Source organism: Drancourtella sp. An12, assembly GCF_002160935.1.
Classification (GTDB): Bacteria; Bacillota; Clostridia; order Lachnospirales; family Lachnospiraceae; genus Sellimonas; species Sellimonas catena.
The window spans coordinates 23750-39554 of record NZ_NFLO01000022.1 but is presented as its reverse complement, the minus strand read 5'-3'; the positions used below and the strand labels follow the sequence as shown (position 1 = coordinate 39554).

The 15805-nt window shown below is 49.3% G+C and carries 15 protein-coding genes; 2 read left to right on the top strand and 13 right to left on the bottom strand.

The features are described from left to right. Nucleotides 1-64 precede the first annotated feature (64 nt). The 10 genes from B5E64_RS15120 to clpB form a co-directional block, all read right to left on the bottom strand. Complete coding sequence (locus B5E64_RS15120) at nt 65-1315, bottom strand: DNA polymerase IV (RefSeq protein ID WP_087169281.1); 1251 nt, start codon at nt 1313-1315, stop codon at nt 65-67. A gap of 96 nt (nt 1316-1411) precedes the next feature. Next, complete coding sequence (locus B5E64_RS15115; protein ID WP_087169280.1) at nt 1412-2230, bottom strand: carbohydrate ABC transporter permease; 819 nt, start codon at nt 2228-2230, stop codon at nt 1412-1414. A gap of 14 nt (nt 2231-2244) precedes the next feature. Continuing rightward, nucleotides 2245-3132 carry a sugar ABC transporter permease gene (locus B5E64_RS15110; protein ID WP_087169279.1) on the bottom strand — a complete coding sequence of 296 codons (888 nt, stop codon included), beginning with the start codon at nt 3130-3132 and terminating at the stop codon, nt 2245-2247. A gap of 33 nt (nt 3133-3165) precedes the next feature. Then, nucleotides 3166-4470: a sugar ABC transporter substrate-binding protein gene (locus B5E64_RS15105; RefSeq protein WP_087169278.1), complete on the bottom strand. Its 1305-nt coding sequence runs from the start codon at nt 4468-4470 to the stop codon at nt 3166-3168. 111 nt (nt 4471-4581) lie between these two features. Further along, nucleotides 4582-5637: a uroporphyrinogen decarboxylase family protein gene (locus B5E64_RS15100; RefSeq protein WP_087169277.1), complete on the bottom strand. Its 1056-nt coding sequence runs from the start codon at nt 5635-5637 to the stop codon at nt 4582-4584. Nucleotides 5638-5653: 16 nt separating this feature from the next. After that, nucleotides 5654-7198 carry an ASKHA domain-containing protein gene (locus B5E64_RS15095; RefSeq protein ID WP_087169276.1) on the bottom strand — a complete coding sequence of 515 codons (1545 nt, stop codon included), beginning with the start codon at nt 7196-7198 and terminating at the stop codon, nt 5654-5656. Then, nucleotides 7191-8216: a methylcobamide:CoM methyltransferase MtbA gene (locus B5E64_RS15090; protein WP_087169275.1), complete on the bottom strand. Its 1026-nt coding sequence runs from the start codon at nt 8214-8216 to the stop codon at nt 7191-7193. The genes B5E64_RS15095 and B5E64_RS15090 overlap by 8 nt, the downstream gene beginning before the upstream one ends. Before the next feature lie 21 nt (nt 8217-8237). Then, a complete protein-coding gene (locus tag B5E64_RS15085) occupies nt 8238-8888 on the bottom strand; it encodes a corrinoid protein (RefSeq protein WP_087169274.1) in 651 nt (216 codons plus the stop codon). Between the two features lie 36 nt (nt 8889-8924). Further along, nucleotides 8925-9806: a uroporphyrinogen decarboxylase family protein gene (locus tag B5E64_RS15080; RefSeq protein WP_087169273.1), complete on the bottom strand. Its 882-nt coding sequence runs from the start codon at nt 9804-9806 to the stop codon at nt 8925-8927. A 127-nt stretch (nt 9807-9933) separates the two neighbouring features. After that, nucleotides 9934-12552, bottom strand: a complete 2619-nt coding sequence (gene clpB, locus B5E64_RS15075; protein WP_087169272.1) for an ATP-dependent chaperone ClpB — start codon at nt 12550-12552, stop codon at nt 9934-9936. 511 nt (nt 12553-13063) lie between these two features. Here clpB and B5E64_RS15070 point away from each other — a divergent pair. Beyond that, nucleotides 13064-13543, top strand: a complete 480-nt coding sequence (locus tag B5E64_RS15070) for a hypothetical protein (RefSeq protein WP_087169271.1) — start codon at nt 13064-13066, stop codon at nt 13541-13543. Continuing rightward, nucleotides 13537-13686: a hypothetical protein gene (locus B5E64_RS18090; RefSeq protein ID WP_158099312.1), complete on the top strand. Its 150-nt coding sequence runs from the start codon at nt 13537-13539 to the stop codon at nt 13684-13686. The genes B5E64_RS15070 and B5E64_RS18090 overlap by 7 nt, the downstream gene beginning before the upstream one ends. Before the next feature lie 48 nt (nt 13687-13734). Here B5E64_RS18090 and aspS read toward each other — a convergent pair whose 3' ends face one another. The 3 genes from aspS to B5E64_RS15060 form a co-directional block, all read right to left on the bottom strand. Further along, the gene (aspS, locus tag B5E64_RS15065) at nt 13735-15066 is read right to left on the bottom strand and encodes an aspartate--tRNA(Asn) ligase (RefSeq protein ID WP_087169270.1); all 1332 of its coding nucleotides are present in this window, start codon (nt 15064-15066) and stop codon (nt 13735-13737) included. Between the two features lie 11 nt (nt 15067-15077). After that, on the bottom strand, nt 15078-15290 hold the full coding sequence (locus B5E64_RS17895) for a hypothetical protein (protein WP_140398872.1): 213 nt from the start codon (nt 15288-15290) through the stop codon (nt 15078-15080). Nucleotides 15291-15455: 165 nt separating this feature from the next. Further along, entirely contained in the window at nt 15456-15800 is a 345-nt protein-coding gene (locus tag B5E64_RS15060) for a DUF3784 domain-containing protein (protein WP_158099311.1), read from the bottom strand. Nucleotides 15801-15805: the final 5 nt, after the last annotated feature.

Sequence of the window (15805 nt, the reverse complement as noted above, 5' to 3'; positions counted from 1 at the left end):
TTTTCCTCTTTTCTCCTGTTTCACGTCGTTTTATTATAACCCTCCAGGAAACCGCTGTCAAACGCTATCCCTGCTCTTTCGGGTCCTTTTCCTCTTTTTTCAGAAAAGCGGCACGCATCACCGCATCGTCACCGAATTTCTTCCGGATCTGATCCAGGGCCTGATCCAGCTTCTGATGCTTTTCGTCCTTTCTCTTTGGCTGTTTCTGTGTTTCCTGTATCGTCTCCAGATAATCGAAAAGATTCATCTGCTGCGGAGCGCTCTCTTCTTCCAGTTTTGCAGTCCGGATTCCAAGCAGACGGATGGGCATCCCGTTCCACAGCTCATGAAAAAGAACGCACGCTTTCTGATAGAGAATGGAATCCGACTGTGTGGGTGGTGAAATCTGCATCTGATGGGAGACATTCTGAAAGGTGGCATACCGGATTTCCACAGTGATGCTTCCGGCCTTCTTTCCTGCCTTCCGCAGTCTCCCTCCGACACTTTCGGAAAGCATCAGAAGTACTTTCCTCGCCTCTTCTTCTGTCTCGACATCCTCGGAAAGGGTGGTGGAATTTCCGATCCCCTTTGCCTCTTCCCCTTCGGACCGGACAACGTCATCCCCCTGTCCGTTCGCAAATTCCCACAGAAGCCTGCCGTGGCTTTTCAGATGGATCTCCAGATAATCCGGATCCGCATGAGCCAGCTCCCCGATAGTACGGATTTCCAGCTTTTTCAGCACTTCCACGCTTGCCTTTCCCGCCATGTAAAGCTCCGAAACGGAAAGCGGCCACATTTTCTCCTCGATCTCCTCCGGGAACAGAGTGTGCACCCGGTCCGGCTTTTCAAAATCGGAGGCCATCTTTGCCAGCAGCTTGTTGGTGGAAATCCCGATATTCACGGTAAACCCAAACTCCTCCCGGATCCGGTTCTTGATCTCAAAAGCCGCGTCAATCGGTGTGGCAAACCGGTGGGCGATGCCGGTAAAATCGAGGAAACATTCGTCGATGCTGAGCTGCTCGATGTCCGGCGTGTAGCTTCGCAGAAGATCCATCAGATTCCTGCTGTACCTTGCGTACATCTTGTGATCCGGCGGCTCCATCCGAAGGGTCGGACATTTTTTGATGGCCGACACGACCGGCTCCCCGGTGCGGATGCCGTAGGCCTTTGCAGGGATGGACTTGGCGAGGACAACCCCGTGCCTTGACTTTCTGTCGCCTCCGATGATGCACGGAATATCGCGGATATCCTCCTCATCCCCTCTTTTTAAGTATTCGATTGCCGTCCAGCTTAAATACGCGGAATTCACATCAATATGAAAAATAATCCGTCTCATCCTCTTCGCCGCCTTTCTCTTCTGCTTCTATGGTAACAGCAAAAGAAGCAGGATTCCAGCAAAATCCTGCTTCTTTTCTATTCTTTTCCCAGGCGGTTATCCCTTCATTCCGCTGATGGTGATTCCCTCTTCGAATTTCGACTGTAAAATCAGATAAAAGATAAACGGCGGAAGGAAGGTCACTGCTGCACCTGCCATAGTCAGCCCTACATCCGAATCATAGACTGTTTTCATCGTGCTGATGGCAAGAGGCAGCGTCCGCATGGAATCCTCCGTTGTTGCAACCAGCGGCCAGATAAAGTTATTCCATGCACCTACAAAAGTGAAAATGGCAAGTGTCATCATGGAAGACTTCACAAGCGGAAGGATCACTCTCCATAAAATCTTCATATCACCGGCGCCGTCCAGTTTTGCTGACTCAATCAGCTCTTTTGGAACCCCGATGATTGCCTGCCTCATGATAAAAACCCCAAACGCCGTCGGGAGCGGCAGGATCAGTGCCCGGAATGTATTAATCCAGTCAAATCCACGGACAATCAGGTACAGTGGTACAATAATCACTTCCGAAGGTACAACCATCGTCATCATCAGAAAAAAGAAAATCTTGTCATTTCCTCTAAACTTCAGCTTTGCAAATGAATATCCAGCCAGACAGCTGCAGAGCAGTGTCAGGGCAACTCCCCCAAATGACACAATCACACTGTTAGTCAGATACTGCAAAAAATTGTTTTTGGTAAAAATCTTAATATACTGTTCCAGTGTTGCTTCGGACAAACTGAAACTGAAATCATAGGCATTCACCGTGCTTTTCAATGACATCAGAATCATGTAGATAAATGGAAGCACACAGAACACCGCTGTCGCAAGCAGAAGAAGATCACCAAGAAATCCCGGTATTTTTTTCTTTCCTTTCATGCTCTTCCTCCCCTCTATATTTCCGAAGCTTCCCGCTTCATGAATCCTTTTTGCAGCACCATGACTGCCAGAACAAGCAGGAACAGCACAATGGATACCGCCATGGCATATCCGGCCTTTCCGGTTTTAAATGTCAGATTGTACGCATAAAATACCATCGTCATAGTGGAATTTGCCGGACCGCCTCCGGTCATTGTATAAATCAGTTCAAAGCTCTGCAGTGAGCTGACCACGCTTAAAAATACATCCATGATAATCGCCGGTTTCATCAGTGGAAGAGTAATGTACCGGAACCGCTGAAGTGTTCCGCCTCCATCCACCTTTGCAGCCTCATAGTAACTGTCCGGTATGGACAGAAGTGTCGCGAGATTCAGTACCATATAGTATCCAAAGCTTTTCCACACCATGATCATGGACACCGTAACGATTGCAGTGGTACTGCTTCCAAGAAGCATTGCGGTATCGATACCGAAAAGATCCAGCAGATCCGAAAGTACCGGAATTCTTGCATTCAACATTGTTTTCCATACAGTACCGACGACCGCATTGGATGAAATCACCGGAATAAAGATTGCCGCCTTGGCAATTTTACCGATCAGAGTATGCTTTCTGGATGCTACCAGCACGGAAAACAGTACAGATAATACTACCTGCAGAGGAACTACCAGTACCATGACTTTCAGTGTATTTATAACAGCCAGATGCATCTTCGGATCTGTCAGCATCCTTTTATAATTATCAAACTGAATGAACTCCGGATCCAGAAGCAGGTTGTATTTTGTAAAACTGAAGATCAGAGAGATCACGACAGATCCGACCACGAAGGTCAGAAGAATCAGGCTGATCGGCATCACGTACCCGTAGGGCGCGATGGTGGATAAAAACTTTCTCCTTTTTTTCATCTCTGCTCCTTTTCTGTAACCGCCAAAGCCGGTTTATTCTTTATCAGCCCAATATTCATCCAGAGCCTGATTCGCGTACTGGGCAGCATCGTCCATTGCTTCCTGAGGGCTCTTGCTTCCTTCCATCATTCCCTGAAGCTCGCTTGCAAGGTTCTGAAGAATATCGCTTCCGCAAGGTCCTACCTGAAGCGGACGGTATTTATCTCTGTCTTCAGTTACAATTCGTTCCATCTTCGGATCTCCCTGGTACTGCTCACTCTTTGTCAGCGGAGCGCCGGAAGCAATCTTGTGGTACTCTGTCATGAACTCGGATCCTGTGATGTACTTGATCAGCTTCATGCAAAGTTCCGGATTTTCCGCCTGTGAAGATAAAGTCAGACAGTCTGTTGCTCCGAATGTACCATAATCTTTATTCTTTAAGGATGTAACATAGTTCCAGTTCAGATCCGGATAGGACTCTGCAAACAGTGTCTCCTGAATTGCGGAAGAACGTGTTACTCCGAACGCCGCTTTTCCCTGTCCGAAGATTGTAGAAAATGCATCCTCAGCCGCAAGAGACATCATGTTCTCCGGCATATAGTCTTTCAGGCTGTAGAAGAATTCCGCTGCCTCTACACCTGCTTCATCGTTGAATTTCACAGTCTTATAGTCATCGTTGTAGATATCTGTTCCTGCCTGCCACAACAAGCTGTAAAAATATGCGTTCAGAAGGTAAAGCATGTTCATGCTTCCATTATTGAATCCGACTGCATATCCGTACTGATCAACCTTGCCGTCACCGTCTGTATCCTGTGTTGCTTTTTCACAGATGCGCGCGAAGTCTTCCCATGTCTCCGGCGGCTGTTCGCCAAGGGAATTCAGAATGTCTTCGTTATAGTAAAGAACAAACGGTACTCCTGTTACAATCGGAAATCCGTACTGTCCGTCCATCATATACCCATGATCCAGATAGAGATATTCTTCTCTGTCTTCATCCGTAATGTATTCACTCATGTCCGCCACGGCTCCGGAATCGATGTAAGTAGGGAACATCTCCGCATACATATATCCGATGTCCGGCAGTTCACCTGATGCCGCGCCTGTGGACCATTTTTCTTCATAGTTTTCCCAAGGCTGAATCTGGATATCGATTTCACAGTTATTTTCCTCTTTGAAGTCTTCTAAAAGCGGCTCCCAGTTTTCCAGCATGTTGTCATCAAGCGGAGGGCACCACATGGTGATCGTCTCTTTTCCTCCGTCGCTGCTTCCGCCCTTATCATCGGATCCCCCTCCGCATCCTGCGAGAAGTCCTGTGACCATGGCTGTACAAAGCAGTACACTCACTAATTTCTTTTTCATGTTCTCTCCTCCTGTATCTTATAAAAAGTTACAATATATATCGTCGTTTATGATATCACGCAGTTTGTTATTTCCACAAATCAATAATGTCTATATGGACATAGGCATTTTCTATAAGCCGGAAATCTTACGGATTTCATCCATCCAACTATCCAGCATGGCAAAATCGGTCTGGTACGGCACATCGCATCCGCTGGCACTGATATATCCTTTCGGACTTCCCGCTGCTTTTTGTACCTCTTCCCGGATTTCTTTGCGAAGTTCCTCTTCCGAGCCATGCAGGAGACATTCCACCGGAGGGATATTTCCTACAATCGTCATCCGGCCGCCCAGTTCCTGTTTTGCTTCTTCCAGATCCATAATGTTGTCAAGACTGATGGCACGGATCGGCATCTCCCGGAAATAATCCCATACTTTTCTCGTATTTCCGCAGATGTGAAGGGACGGCTTTTGCCCGATTTTCCCGTCGGCATACTCCATGATCTCCACAAGATAAGGATAAACCAGCTCCCGGAAATATTTCGGAGAGATCAGTGCCGGGGATGCCACCGGATCTGCCATCCGAAGACCGTCTGCATAAGGTGCGATCATGTCCACGCAGTTCTTCATGGAATCTGTCACAAGGCGCAGCAGACGCTTCACCTGTTCCGGCTCCTTTCTCAGATCACGAAGAAAATATTCCACGCCTCGTAAATTGGCAGCAATCGTAAACGGGCCGCCGATACTCGGGGCCACATCCACGACTCCGTCCGCCGCCTTTTTCATCCGTTCCAGCGCCTCCCGGAAAAACAGCAGACGCTTCGACTGTTCCGGACGTACCGGCTCCATCCCATCCAGCATCCGGTAGTCTGTCAGATATCTTCCTTCAAAGTAAGGCATTCCCTCCTCCGGGTAGACAACGTTCCCTCCAAGGGCCTCCAGAATCCCGCACGTATTCGGGCCGAGGCTGAGTTCGTCGTGTCCCAGCCGGTTAAAGGCCGTAATCTCCGCCTCCACCATTTTCCCGGCATCGTGCCAGTACTCCCGGCTCGATGTCCCTGTCAGGCGGCCGGATATCTCTCCGATAAAAGGAATCACCGGAATCCGGTCTGTCCTTTCCCCTTTCTCCATGGCAAGCCTTCTTTCATGGGGTGTCATCTGATCCCGTCTGTTCGGTTCTGCTTTCATCTGCTTTTCACCTCCGTCAGTTTCCCGGAAAGATCATGCTTTCCGTAAAAATCCGTTCGTAATTTTCTGTCTCGGCAAGTTCCATATATTCGATTTTCTCCGCCAGTGCTTCCATCTCCTGCTTCATCGTCTCTGACATCAGTGTCATGTAGGCTCCGGTCTTGGAAGAATTGCCCACATAGACAAGGCGGTCCTCCACCTCTTCTGGCAGGATTCCCACTCCGGTGAGGAACTCTGCCGGAAGATGGGCTCCGAACTGCCCGGCAATCAGTACTTTTTTCAGATCCTTCATCTCGATCCCCGCCTTTTTCAGAAGGGCGGTAAATCCGGAGAGAATCGCTCCTTTTGCAAGCTGTACCTGCCGGACATCCCCCTGTGTGATGAACAGATCCCGTTCGTCATCAAGAATCAGCTCCCGTTTGGTGCCGTTCAGGCGGATCAGGTCATAGCGGTAATCTTTCGGATCCAGAGCATCCTTTTTGACAAAAACTCCGGTCTTTTTGACAAGTCCGGTACGGAGAAGCTCTTTGACCGCTGCCAGGATTCCGCTTCCGCAAAGTCCTTCCGGCTCTCCGTCTCCGATTGTAGTAAGCCGGATTCCGTCTTCGGTGATCCGGACATCCTCCACCGCTCCGTCCGCCGCCCTCATTCCGCAGCTGATATTCATTCCTTCCAGCGCAGGTCCCGCCGCGCAGGAACAGCTGAGCAGATGTCCTCCGCCTGCAAGGACAATCTCTCCATTCGTGCCGATATCGATAAAAAGCACCTTCTCCGTTTCCTCATGCAGGCCGCAGACCCGCACGCCTGCCACGATATCCGCACCGATATAGGCAGAAACCGACGGCAGGCAGTAGAGCATGGTCTCTTCCCCTGCCCACAGGCCGATCCCGGCCGCCTTTAATTTCTGTGCTTTTGTAAATTCCGGCCGGTACGGCGCGCGTCCGATGGATCTTGCATCTACTCCGAGCAGCATATGCATCATCGTACAGTTTGCCGCCACATCTATCTCCCGGATCTCCTCTTTTTCGATACCGGCTTTTTCGCAGAGCTGCCGGATCTCTTCATTCAAAGACTCCACGACTGCCCGCTGAAGGTCCGCAATCCCGGTATCCGGGTGGTCGTACTCATAGGTGATCCGTGTCAGCACGTCCTGGCCAAACTGCTTCTGGGCATTCAGCATGGACGCCTGGCCCAGTACTTCTCCATCGGAGAGTCTCACCAGATCCAACGCCGCCGTTGTCGTACCGATATCCACCGCAATTCCGTATCCGTTCCTGAATTCCTTTTCAAATTCCGGAACATAGCCGGAAGTGAGCACCTTTCCTTCCTTTTCTGTTCCAAGAATCTCCACCTCCAGATCTTCCGTCACCTCTACCAGGCAGGAAAGCCGGATGCCAGGCTCGTCTCCGGAAAGGATTCTGACTTTACACTTTCCACATGTTCCGTTTCCGTTGCATGGATTGTCCACAAAAAAGCCCTCCTTTAAGAGGGTCTGTAACAGATTGGCTCCGTTCTCACAAAGAATGGCTTTTTCGCTTCCTTTTACTCTGATTTCAGGCATGATTCTCCTCCTCTCTCACCGCCTGGAGGATGGCGCGGATATTGGCAAGGGGTGAGCGCATTCCCAGTCCGCATGCCGGGGCAATGATGTCAGATCCGTTTTTGACACAGTTTTTCGCCAGTGTCTCCACCTTGTCCGGATCTCCGAATTCCAGCGTGTAGGTGCTGACATTTCCCATCAGTGTCCGGTCTTTCAGCTCTTCTCTCGCCTCTTTCATCGGTACGACAGAATCAAAGCTCAGTGCATCACTGTGGATTTCGTCCACCTCTTTGTACACCGGATTCATGTGGCCGCAGATATGCACAATCGTCTGCGCACCTGCCTCCTTCATGGCATCCACAATCTGGTTTACGTACCGGACTGTAAATTCCCGAAAATATTTTGGCCCCAGAATTTCCCCGGTTGCGCTTGGGTCGGAAATGGCAATCACGTCCGCCCCCGCTTCAATCTGTGCCTGCCCGAACCGGATCAGCTGGTCTGTCACAAACTGCATAAACGCATGTGCGTCCACGTTCTTTTTCCGAAGTTCTTTATAAAAGACGACCGGTTCCATCACCGAGCTTGCCGTACTGACCGGACCGGTGAGATTTCCTACGATCGGCACAGCGTCTCCCTCTTCTTTCAGAATCCCCAGAGCATCCAGAACTACCTTTGCCCTTCCTTTCGTCACATCGAGTTTTGGGAGCTTTTCCCAGTCACTCACTGTCCCGATCACGTATTCTGTCACATGCGGCTCGTAGGCACTGGATCCCAGATCCACCCCGGCGCCCATCTCCTCCGCCTCAATCGTCATACAGAACGGCACGCCGTAATTTTCAAAGCATCCCTGTTCGTAGACCGCCTTTGCAAGACCCGCCATCATCCTGGCATCTGTATGCGCCTGCGGCAGATAGATCTGAACCGTTTTCATCAGCTCTTCGGTAATCATATTCATCATACCGCCCGGGCAGATACACGGCGTACGGTCCGCCTTCTTTCCGGAAAGTACCGTTTTCAGTCGTTCTTTTGGTGTCAGCATTTCTTTTCCCTCTTCTTTCTGTTATGCGATGTTGAGCAGACTTTTCGCAAGGCGCACTGCCTCCACTGCATTCTGCGAATAGCCGTCGGCACCGATTTTATCCGCGAAGTTCTTGGATACCGGTCCCCCTCCGATCATTACTTTGACCTCATCCCGGATACCGGCCTCTTTGAGCAGATCAATAACTGTCTTCATTCCGCTCATGGTCGTTGTCATCAGCGTGGACAGGCAGACCAGATCCGCGCGGGTCTCCTTTGCCGTATCCACAAACTTCTGGAGCGGCACGTCTCTTCCAAGATCCACCATCTCAAAACCGGCCGTCTCCATCATAATCTTAACCAGATTTTTTCCAATATCGTGGGTATCTCCTTCTACAACACCGATCACCGCTTTCTTTTTGCTCTCCGGGTCTTCCTCCGGGAGATGCGGTTTTAATACGTTTAATCCTGCGTACATGGCGTCCGAGCAGAGCAGGACATCGGTCACGAAATACTCTTCCTCTTCAAACAGAACGCTTGTCCGGTTCATTCCGTCAATCAGCCCGTCCATGATTCCTTCCAGTGCCGGGTATCCCGCATCGATAAATTCCTGCGCGGCCTCAGCCACATCATCTTCTTCCATGTCCACCACGCCGTCGGACATCCGTTTTAATAATTCTTCCTTTGAACTCATGTTGTTCCTCCTTTTCGCCTCCCGGCGTCTTCGCTATTACTCCTCTATTTCATTCCGGCAAAGCCTGATCACCTGTAATGTTTTGCTTTTCAGCACGCTCCCGCCGCCATTGATACACATCTGAGCCGGAAACCGGGCTTTCCCTGCTGCATAGATGCAGGCTTTCTGATACGTCATCTCTTCCGGCAGGGCAATCTCCTCTCTCACCGCAGATCCGGTGTCTTCCAGCGCACAGGCTGTCTTCGGACAAAGAATCATCACCATCTCCTGTCCAAGGATGTGCTCTGCTTTTCGCAGAAATGGTGACGTAAACACGTCTGTTGTCCATTCTAACATACGGGGACCAAGAATAGAAAGCCCTCCTGCGGAATCTGCGTAACTGACCATCCGTACACCGTTTTTCTTCACTTCCAGAAGCAGGCCGAGCAGATCCTCCTCCAGCTTCTGAAACAGCGCTTCCACCTGTTCCGGTGTTTTTCTGACGGCCTTAAAGACCTGTTTCAGCTCAATCAGCGTATTCCAGATCGTGTAAGGTCCGGACATCTGAAATACCACTTCCTCTCCCTGCTCTCTGAGCATTCGGCACGCCGCCAGTGTTTCTGCCATTCTGCCGCTTTCCGGATCCATCCGGGAGAGAAAAGAAAGTTCCTCCAAAGAACTGCAGACCGGGGCAGCCGCCCTCGGTCCTGCTTTCTCATTTCCATAACGGATGTTTCCGCCCATATTCTCTGCCTCCAGCGTATGGTCAAAAGGCAATGTACAGAATGGTTTCTTCCGTTTCTCTCTTTCCAGCACTGCAGCTTTGATCATCTGTTCTCTCTTTTTATATATTTCCGGAACCGGAAGATCGTATTCCCGGATCAGACCGGTAATCCCCTGCTCTGACATTTCCGACCTGCACGCATAATCCCGAATCATATCCTGTCTCGCTTTCTTTTGTGTTAACAATAAGGTATCACAAATGCTCCGGCTGCTCTAATAGATATTTCCTATAAACGCGCAAAAAAAGAGACGGTACTCTATAAGTACCGCCCCTGATTCTCTGTTAGTTGTCGTTTTCCTGATATTCCATCGGTACCCGTCCTCCGGTACCTGCTGTCAGTTCTCCGTCCTTTTCATCGATAATGATCGTATCGCCGGATCCGACATTTCCTTCCAGGATCAGCTTGGCTGCAAGGGTTTCCACATATTTCTGCAGATACCGTTTCAGCGGTCTTGCGCCGTACATCGGATCGTAGCCCCCCTCAACGATGTGCTTCTTGGCATCCTTTGTCAGTTCAATGTGCAGATCCCGATCTGCCAGACGTTTATTGACATCTTTGACAAGCAGATCAACAATTCCGGTAATGTTTTCTTTCGTCAGCGGACGGAACATGATGATCTCATCCAGACGGTTCAGAAATTCCGGACGGAAATGCGCTTTCAGTTCGTTCATAACAAGCTCTTCATTTTCCGGGCGGATGTTTCCGTTCTCATCGATTCCTTCCAGCAGGTGGGCAGAACCGATATTGGATGTCATGATCAGGATGGTATTCTTAAAGTCTACCGTCCGTCCCTGAGAGTCCGTGATCCGCCCGTCATCCAGTACCTGCAGGAGGACGTTGAATACATCCGGATGTGCCTTTTCCACCTCATCAAAGAGGACAACCGAATACGGTTTTCTCCGGACTGCCTCTGTGAGCTGTCCGCCTTCGTCATATCCGACATATCCCGGAGGTGCTCCGATCAGTCGGGACACGGAATATTTCTCCATATACTCACTCATATCAATACGAACCATGTTCTTTTCATCGTCAAACAGGCTTTCCGCCAGTGCCTTGGCAAGCTCCGTCTTTCCGACTCCGGTAGGTCCAAGGAACAGGAAGGATCCGATCGGCTTTGTCGGGTCTTTGATACCCGCTTTGGAACGGATGATAGCTTCTGTCACTTTGGTAACACCTTCGTCCTGTCCGATCACCCGTTTATGAAGCTGCTCATCCAGGTGAAGAGTCTTGCTCCGCTCACTTTCATTTAACTTGGCTACCGGAATTCCGGTCCATCTGGAAACAATCTTCGCAATTTCTTCTTCTGTCACACTTTCGTGTACCAGGGACATGTCTTCATCTTTGACCTTCGCTTCTTCTTCCTCCAGCTGCTTTTTCAGCTGCGGGAGACGGCCGTACTGAAGCTCTGCCGCCTTCTCCAGATCGTAGCTGCTCTGTGCTTTCTGAATCTCCTGGTTGACACTTTCAATCTCTTCACGGAGACGGTGTACCCGCTCCAGAGATGATTTTTCATTATCCCACTGGGCTTTCTGTTTGGCAAATTCTTCTCTGTTTTCCGCCAGCTCCTGCTGCAGTTTTACAAGACGCTCCTGACTTAACCGGTCGTCTTCTTTCTTAAGAGCTGCTTCCTCGATCTCCAGCTGCATCGTCCTTCTTCTGAGCTCGTCAAGCTCGGTCGGCATGGAATCCAGTTCTGTCTTGATCAATGCACATGCCTCATCCACCAGGTCGATCGCCTTGTCCGGCAGGAAACGGTCGGAGATGTAACGGTTTGACAGGGTTGCCGCCGCTACCAGGGCACTGTCTGTAATCTTTACACCATGGAATACTTCATACCGTTCTTTCAGTCCACGAAGAATGGAAATGGCATCCTCCACTGTCGGCTCATCTACCATTACCGGCTGGAACCGCCGCTCCAGAGCAGCGTCTTTTTCAATGTACTCCCGATATTCATCCAGCGTGGTGGCTCCGATACAGTGAAGCTCGCCTCTTGCCAGCATCGGCTTTAACATATTGCCGGCATCCATGGAGCCTTCCGTCTTTCCTGCTCCCACGATCGTGTGCAGTTCATCGATGAAGAGAATGATCTCTCCGTCGCTGTTTTTGACTTCCTCGAGAACCGCTTTTAAACGTTCCTCAAATTCACCTCTGTATTTTGCTCCTGCTACCAGCGCACCCATATCCAGTGCAAACAGCTGCTTATTTTTCAGTCCTTCCGGAACATCGCCCCGGACGATCCGCTGTGCCAGCCCTTCGACAACTGCGGTCTTTCCGACACCCGGCTCACCGATGAGCACCGGGTTATTCTTCGTTTTACGGGAAAGAATCCGGACTACATTCCGGATCTCGGCGTCACGTCCGATGACCGGATCCAGTTTCTGCTCTCTGGCTCGTTCCACCAGATCATACCCGTATTTGTTCAGCGTATCATAGGTTGCTTCCGGATTGTCACTTGTTACTCTCTGGTTTCCTCTGACTTCGGAAAGCACCCGCAGAAAATTCTCCCGATTGATGCTGAACTCTTTAAAAATCTCTTTTACCTCACGGTTTGCGTACTTCAGAAGTGCCAGGAAAATATGCTCTACTGAAACATATTCGTCCCCCATCTGCTTTGCCTCATCCTCCGCATGGATCAGCACCTTGTTCAGATTCTGACCGATATAGAGCTGTCCGCCCTGTACCTTCGGACGCTTCCTGAGCGCCTGCTCTACACGCTCAATCAGCAGTTCTTTCTGAATCCCGAGCTTTTCCATCAGCTTCAGAATCAGGCTCCCATCCTGTGTCAGCAGGGAATAAAGCAGATGCTCCTGCTCGATCTCCTGATTTCCGTAATCATCTGCGATCTTCTCGCATCCCTGTACCGCAAGCATAGAATTTTGTGTGAATTTGTTAATATTCATACCTTTCTTCCTCCTTACGAATGATTCTCTTAATCTATTTACAGTTTCTGTTTGTCTGTTCTATCGACGATATAACAATAGCATTTTTTATTAGCACTGTCAACACTCGAGTGCTAATTTTCTGAATTTTCTCGTTTCAATTTTCTATATTTCCTGCTTTTTCACTATCTAGTTCTTACCTGACTTAGAAGATCATCGCCAGTTATCCGCCTGTGCGATAAAACTACGGTTCTGTCAAGGAAACTCTCTTTTAGAACCGTAGTAAAATGCGGGTGACTACGGTGCTTACAACGAAAATCGAGCGGTAACCGTAGTAAATCGTATGTAACTACGGTTCTCTTAACGAAAACTGGCTAGCTAACCGTACTATATCGCCCGTGTCTACGGTTCTTACAGCAAAAATCGATCAGCTAACCGTTCTAAACCGCTCGGAACTACAGTTCTGCCAGGGAAATGCTTTGCGATTGTTCTCTTTCTTTCCTTATTGTATAATGAAATCAGGGGTGATCCTATGTCCGTAACTGTAGAGATCCGTCAAAAATCTATTTTCAGAAAACCGTTGACCCTGGAGGATGTGATCCGTCTGTCCGGCTTGTCTTATGGGACCGCCGATGAAAATTTCCGGCTCATAGAGCGTGAAACCGGGAACTGTACCCTTCTGTATGATCCGGAAACACTTGCGAGAGGGATGGAGCTTTCCGTAAACGAAAATGCAATTTCCCTGAAGCTCAGCCTTCCTACCAGCAAAGCGGAAATCCGCCGTTTCTATGAAGTAGTCAAGCTTCTTTGCACCACATTGAAAACAAAACAGTTTATTCTGGAAGGCCAGACAAAGATGCTCCGTGACATCAATACGTTGATCCAGAATGACATGAACGCATCCATGGGCGCTCTGGAGGATCTGAAGCAGATCTTCCGACCGTCCTGCCGACAGAACCTTATATTATTCTTGATCAGATCAAGGGGATTGAGGACTGGTATCTCATGCTGAAGGATCAGCGTACTGTCCGTTACGAAGACTTCATGAACGCGGTTTCTGAAAAAACTTATTTTGACGCAAACCACCGGATCATTTCACTGAGCCAGGAGAAACTGGATGCCATTCTGGAAACCTGGGAATCTCCGGTAGACTAAAGCGAAGGCTGTGCGGATGTCGTTCCGCACAGTCTTCGCTTTACTTTCCTACGGCACCAGCCGGTGGATGTCTCTTGGAAACAGGGATGCCCGGCGCACATTTTCAAAGCCAAGCAGCCTGCTTGTAAATCGTTCCAGTCCAAGTCCCAGGCCTCCGTGCGGCGGCAGTCCGCACTTATGTGCCATGAGATAGCTTTCAAACACTTCCGGATGCATACCTCTTCGTTTCATCTTCGCCACCTGTTCTTCGTAATTGTGAATCCGAAGCCCTCCTGTCGTGACTTCCAGACCTTTGTAAAGAAGGTCGAAACTTTTTGTCACATTCGGATTTGTCTCGCTGTCCATAGCATAAAATGGACGCTTTTTCTCCGGATATTCGGTTACAAAGACAAGCTCGCTTCCGGTCTCTTTTAGAATCCATTCGGAAAGCAGCTTTTCTTCTTCCGGTTCCAGGTCTTCCGGCTCCTCCACCGGTCTTTTCCGAATCTTGGCCACAATCTCTTTTGCTTCGGCAAATGGAATCGCCGGGATTTCTTTCCATTCCGGAATCTCCACCTGAAGGAGGGCAAGCTCTTCCTGGCACTCTTCTTTCAGAGAAGCGAATACGAATTTCAGCATCGCAGCCTCCATCTCCATCAGCTCTTCCACTCTCGTCACATATCCCATCTCAAAGTCCACGCTTGTATACTCGTTTAAATGTCTGGAGGTGTCATGTTTCTCCGCCCGGAATACCGGCGCGATCTCAAAGACTCTCTCGTAGACGCCTACCATCATCTGCTTATAAAACTGCGGGCTCTGTGCCAGATACGCTTCCTTTCCAAAATAGTCCAGCCGGAAAATATTAGCTCCGCCTTCGGCTCCTGCGGATCCGATCTTCGGTGTATGAATCTCCGTAAATCCCTTCCCTTGCAAAAATCTGCGTACCGCGTTGGTAATGCCGTTCTGAATCCGGAAAATGGCACGTTCCTTTTCATTTCGAAGTGTCACCGGACGATAGTCAAGCAACGTGGCGATGGATGTGTCCACCTGCTTTTGATTGATGACCACCGGGCTTTTTTCATACGGCCTTGAGAGTACTTCCATCCCGATCAGATGCAGCTCCACACCGGTCCGTGACCGCTCTTCCTTCACCACTTCCGCCTGGAAGATCACGCAGCTTTCCTCTTCCAGTTCCTCCAGCGAAAAGGATGCCTTTTCTTCGGAATAGACACACTGAATCACGTGTTTTGCCGTCCGCAGCAGCACAAATGCAAACCCTCTCATCTTCCGGATTTTGTAAATGCTTCCGTGTATCTCCACAATCTCCCCTGCATGCTCCAGAAGGCTGAGTTCCTCCTGCTGATTTTTTACGTTTCCTTCGATATATCTGATTTCTTCCATCTTTCTTTTCCTTACCCTTTCATGAATTTCTGATCGTTATTTTCTCCTTTTCCATCCGGATCCTCATCCATGTGGGCATCGTCTTTATGTCCCATTCGATCACAACCTTTCCTGCCAGAATAAAAAGAGCTGTTGGCTGTACCTTTGGCTTTTCGGTAACAAAAAAAACAGAACCACACAAGATTTCTCCTCATCCTGTGTGATTCTGTTTCTATTTCTTCCACACAGGTACAACACAAGAAGCGCTTGTACCTGTGAACTCTCTCACAATACAAGCGCTACCTATCGTCGTCCCTGTTCATACTTACAAACTGATTCATTAATACCGGGCTCATACAAAAAGCAGCTCCTTTCGATTTTCTTCATTCTAGATCGAAAGGAGTGCTCTGTCAAGACCTTTTATATTTTTCGTACTTTTTTTCCTTAAAGCTTCTGCCGGAAAAGAAAGCCGCCAGCCATACGCCGAGAAATACCACTACAAGAAACGGTGTCAGCACATAGGAAAGCACGGCTCCGAGCACAAACCACAGTGCCCACAACACAAGTCCGTTTCTTGCCCCGTTTACAACAAGGCCCGGATCATAGAGATTCTGTTTCTCCTTTGGAAGATCCCGGTAACTTTTAATCAGCCAGACGCATTTTTCACCCAGAACAGTAAAGACCACTGCGTGGGCAATCAGAAGCGCCGTCATCATCATGCAGATAAACACTGCAATTACAATCACTCGTTCCATTATCC

Bases quoted from the DNA above. Each gene is read 5' to 3' on its own strand.
- B5E64_RS15120 (WP_087169281.1), bottom strand. From the start codon at position 1,315: ATGAGACGGATTATTTTTCATATTGATGTGAATTCCGCGTATTTAAGC.
- B5E64_RS15115 (WP_087169280.1), bottom strand. From the start codon at position 2,230: ATGAAAGGAAAGAAAAAAATACCGGGATTTCTTGGTGATCTTCTTCTG.
- B5E64_RS15110 (WP_087169279.1), bottom strand. From the start codon at position 3,132: ATGAAAAAAAGGAGAAAGTTTTTATCCACCATCGCGCCCTACGGGTAC.
- B5E64_RS15105 (WP_087169278.1), bottom strand. From the start codon at position 4,470: ATGAAAAAGAAATTAGTGAGTGTACTGCTTTGTACAGCCATGGTCACA.
- B5E64_RS15100 (WP_087169277.1), bottom strand. From the start codon at position 5,637: ATGAAAGCAGAACCGAACAGACGGGATCAGATGACACCCCATGAAAGA.
- B5E64_RS15095 (WP_087169276.1), bottom strand. From the start codon at position 7,198: ATGCCTGAAATCAGAGTAAAAGGAAGCGAAAAAGCCATTCTTTGTGAG.
- B5E64_RS15090 (WP_087169275.1), bottom strand. From the start codon at position 8,216: ATGCTGACACCAAAAGAACGACTGAAAACGGTACTTTCCGGAAAGAAG.
- B5E64_RS15085 (WP_087169274.1), bottom strand. From the start codon at position 8,888: ATGAGTTCAAAGGAAGAATTATTAAAACGGATGTCCGACGGCGTGGTG.
- B5E64_RS15080 (WP_087169273.1), bottom strand. From the start codon at position 9,806: ATGATTCGGGATTATGCGTGCAGGTCGGAAATGTCAGAGCAGGGGATT.
- clpB (WP_087169272.1), bottom strand. From the start codon at position 12,552: ATGAATATTAACAAATTCACACAAAATTCTATGCTTGCGGTACAGGGA.
- B5E64_RS15070 (WP_087169271.1), top strand. From the start codon at position 13,064: ATGTCCGTAACTGTAGAGATCCGTCAAAAATCTATTTTCAGAAAACCG.
- B5E64_RS18090 (WP_158099312.1), top strand. From the start codon at position 13,537: ATGCTGAAGGATCAGCGTACTGTCCGTTACGAAGACTTCATGAACGCG.
- aspS (WP_087169270.1), bottom strand. From the start codon at position 15,066: ATGGAAGAAATCAGATATATCGAAGGAAACGTAAAAAATCAGCAGGAG.
- B5E64_RS15060 (WP_158099311.1), bottom strand. From the start codon at position 15,800: ATGGAACGAGTGATTGTAATTGCAGTGTTTATCTGCATGATGATGACG.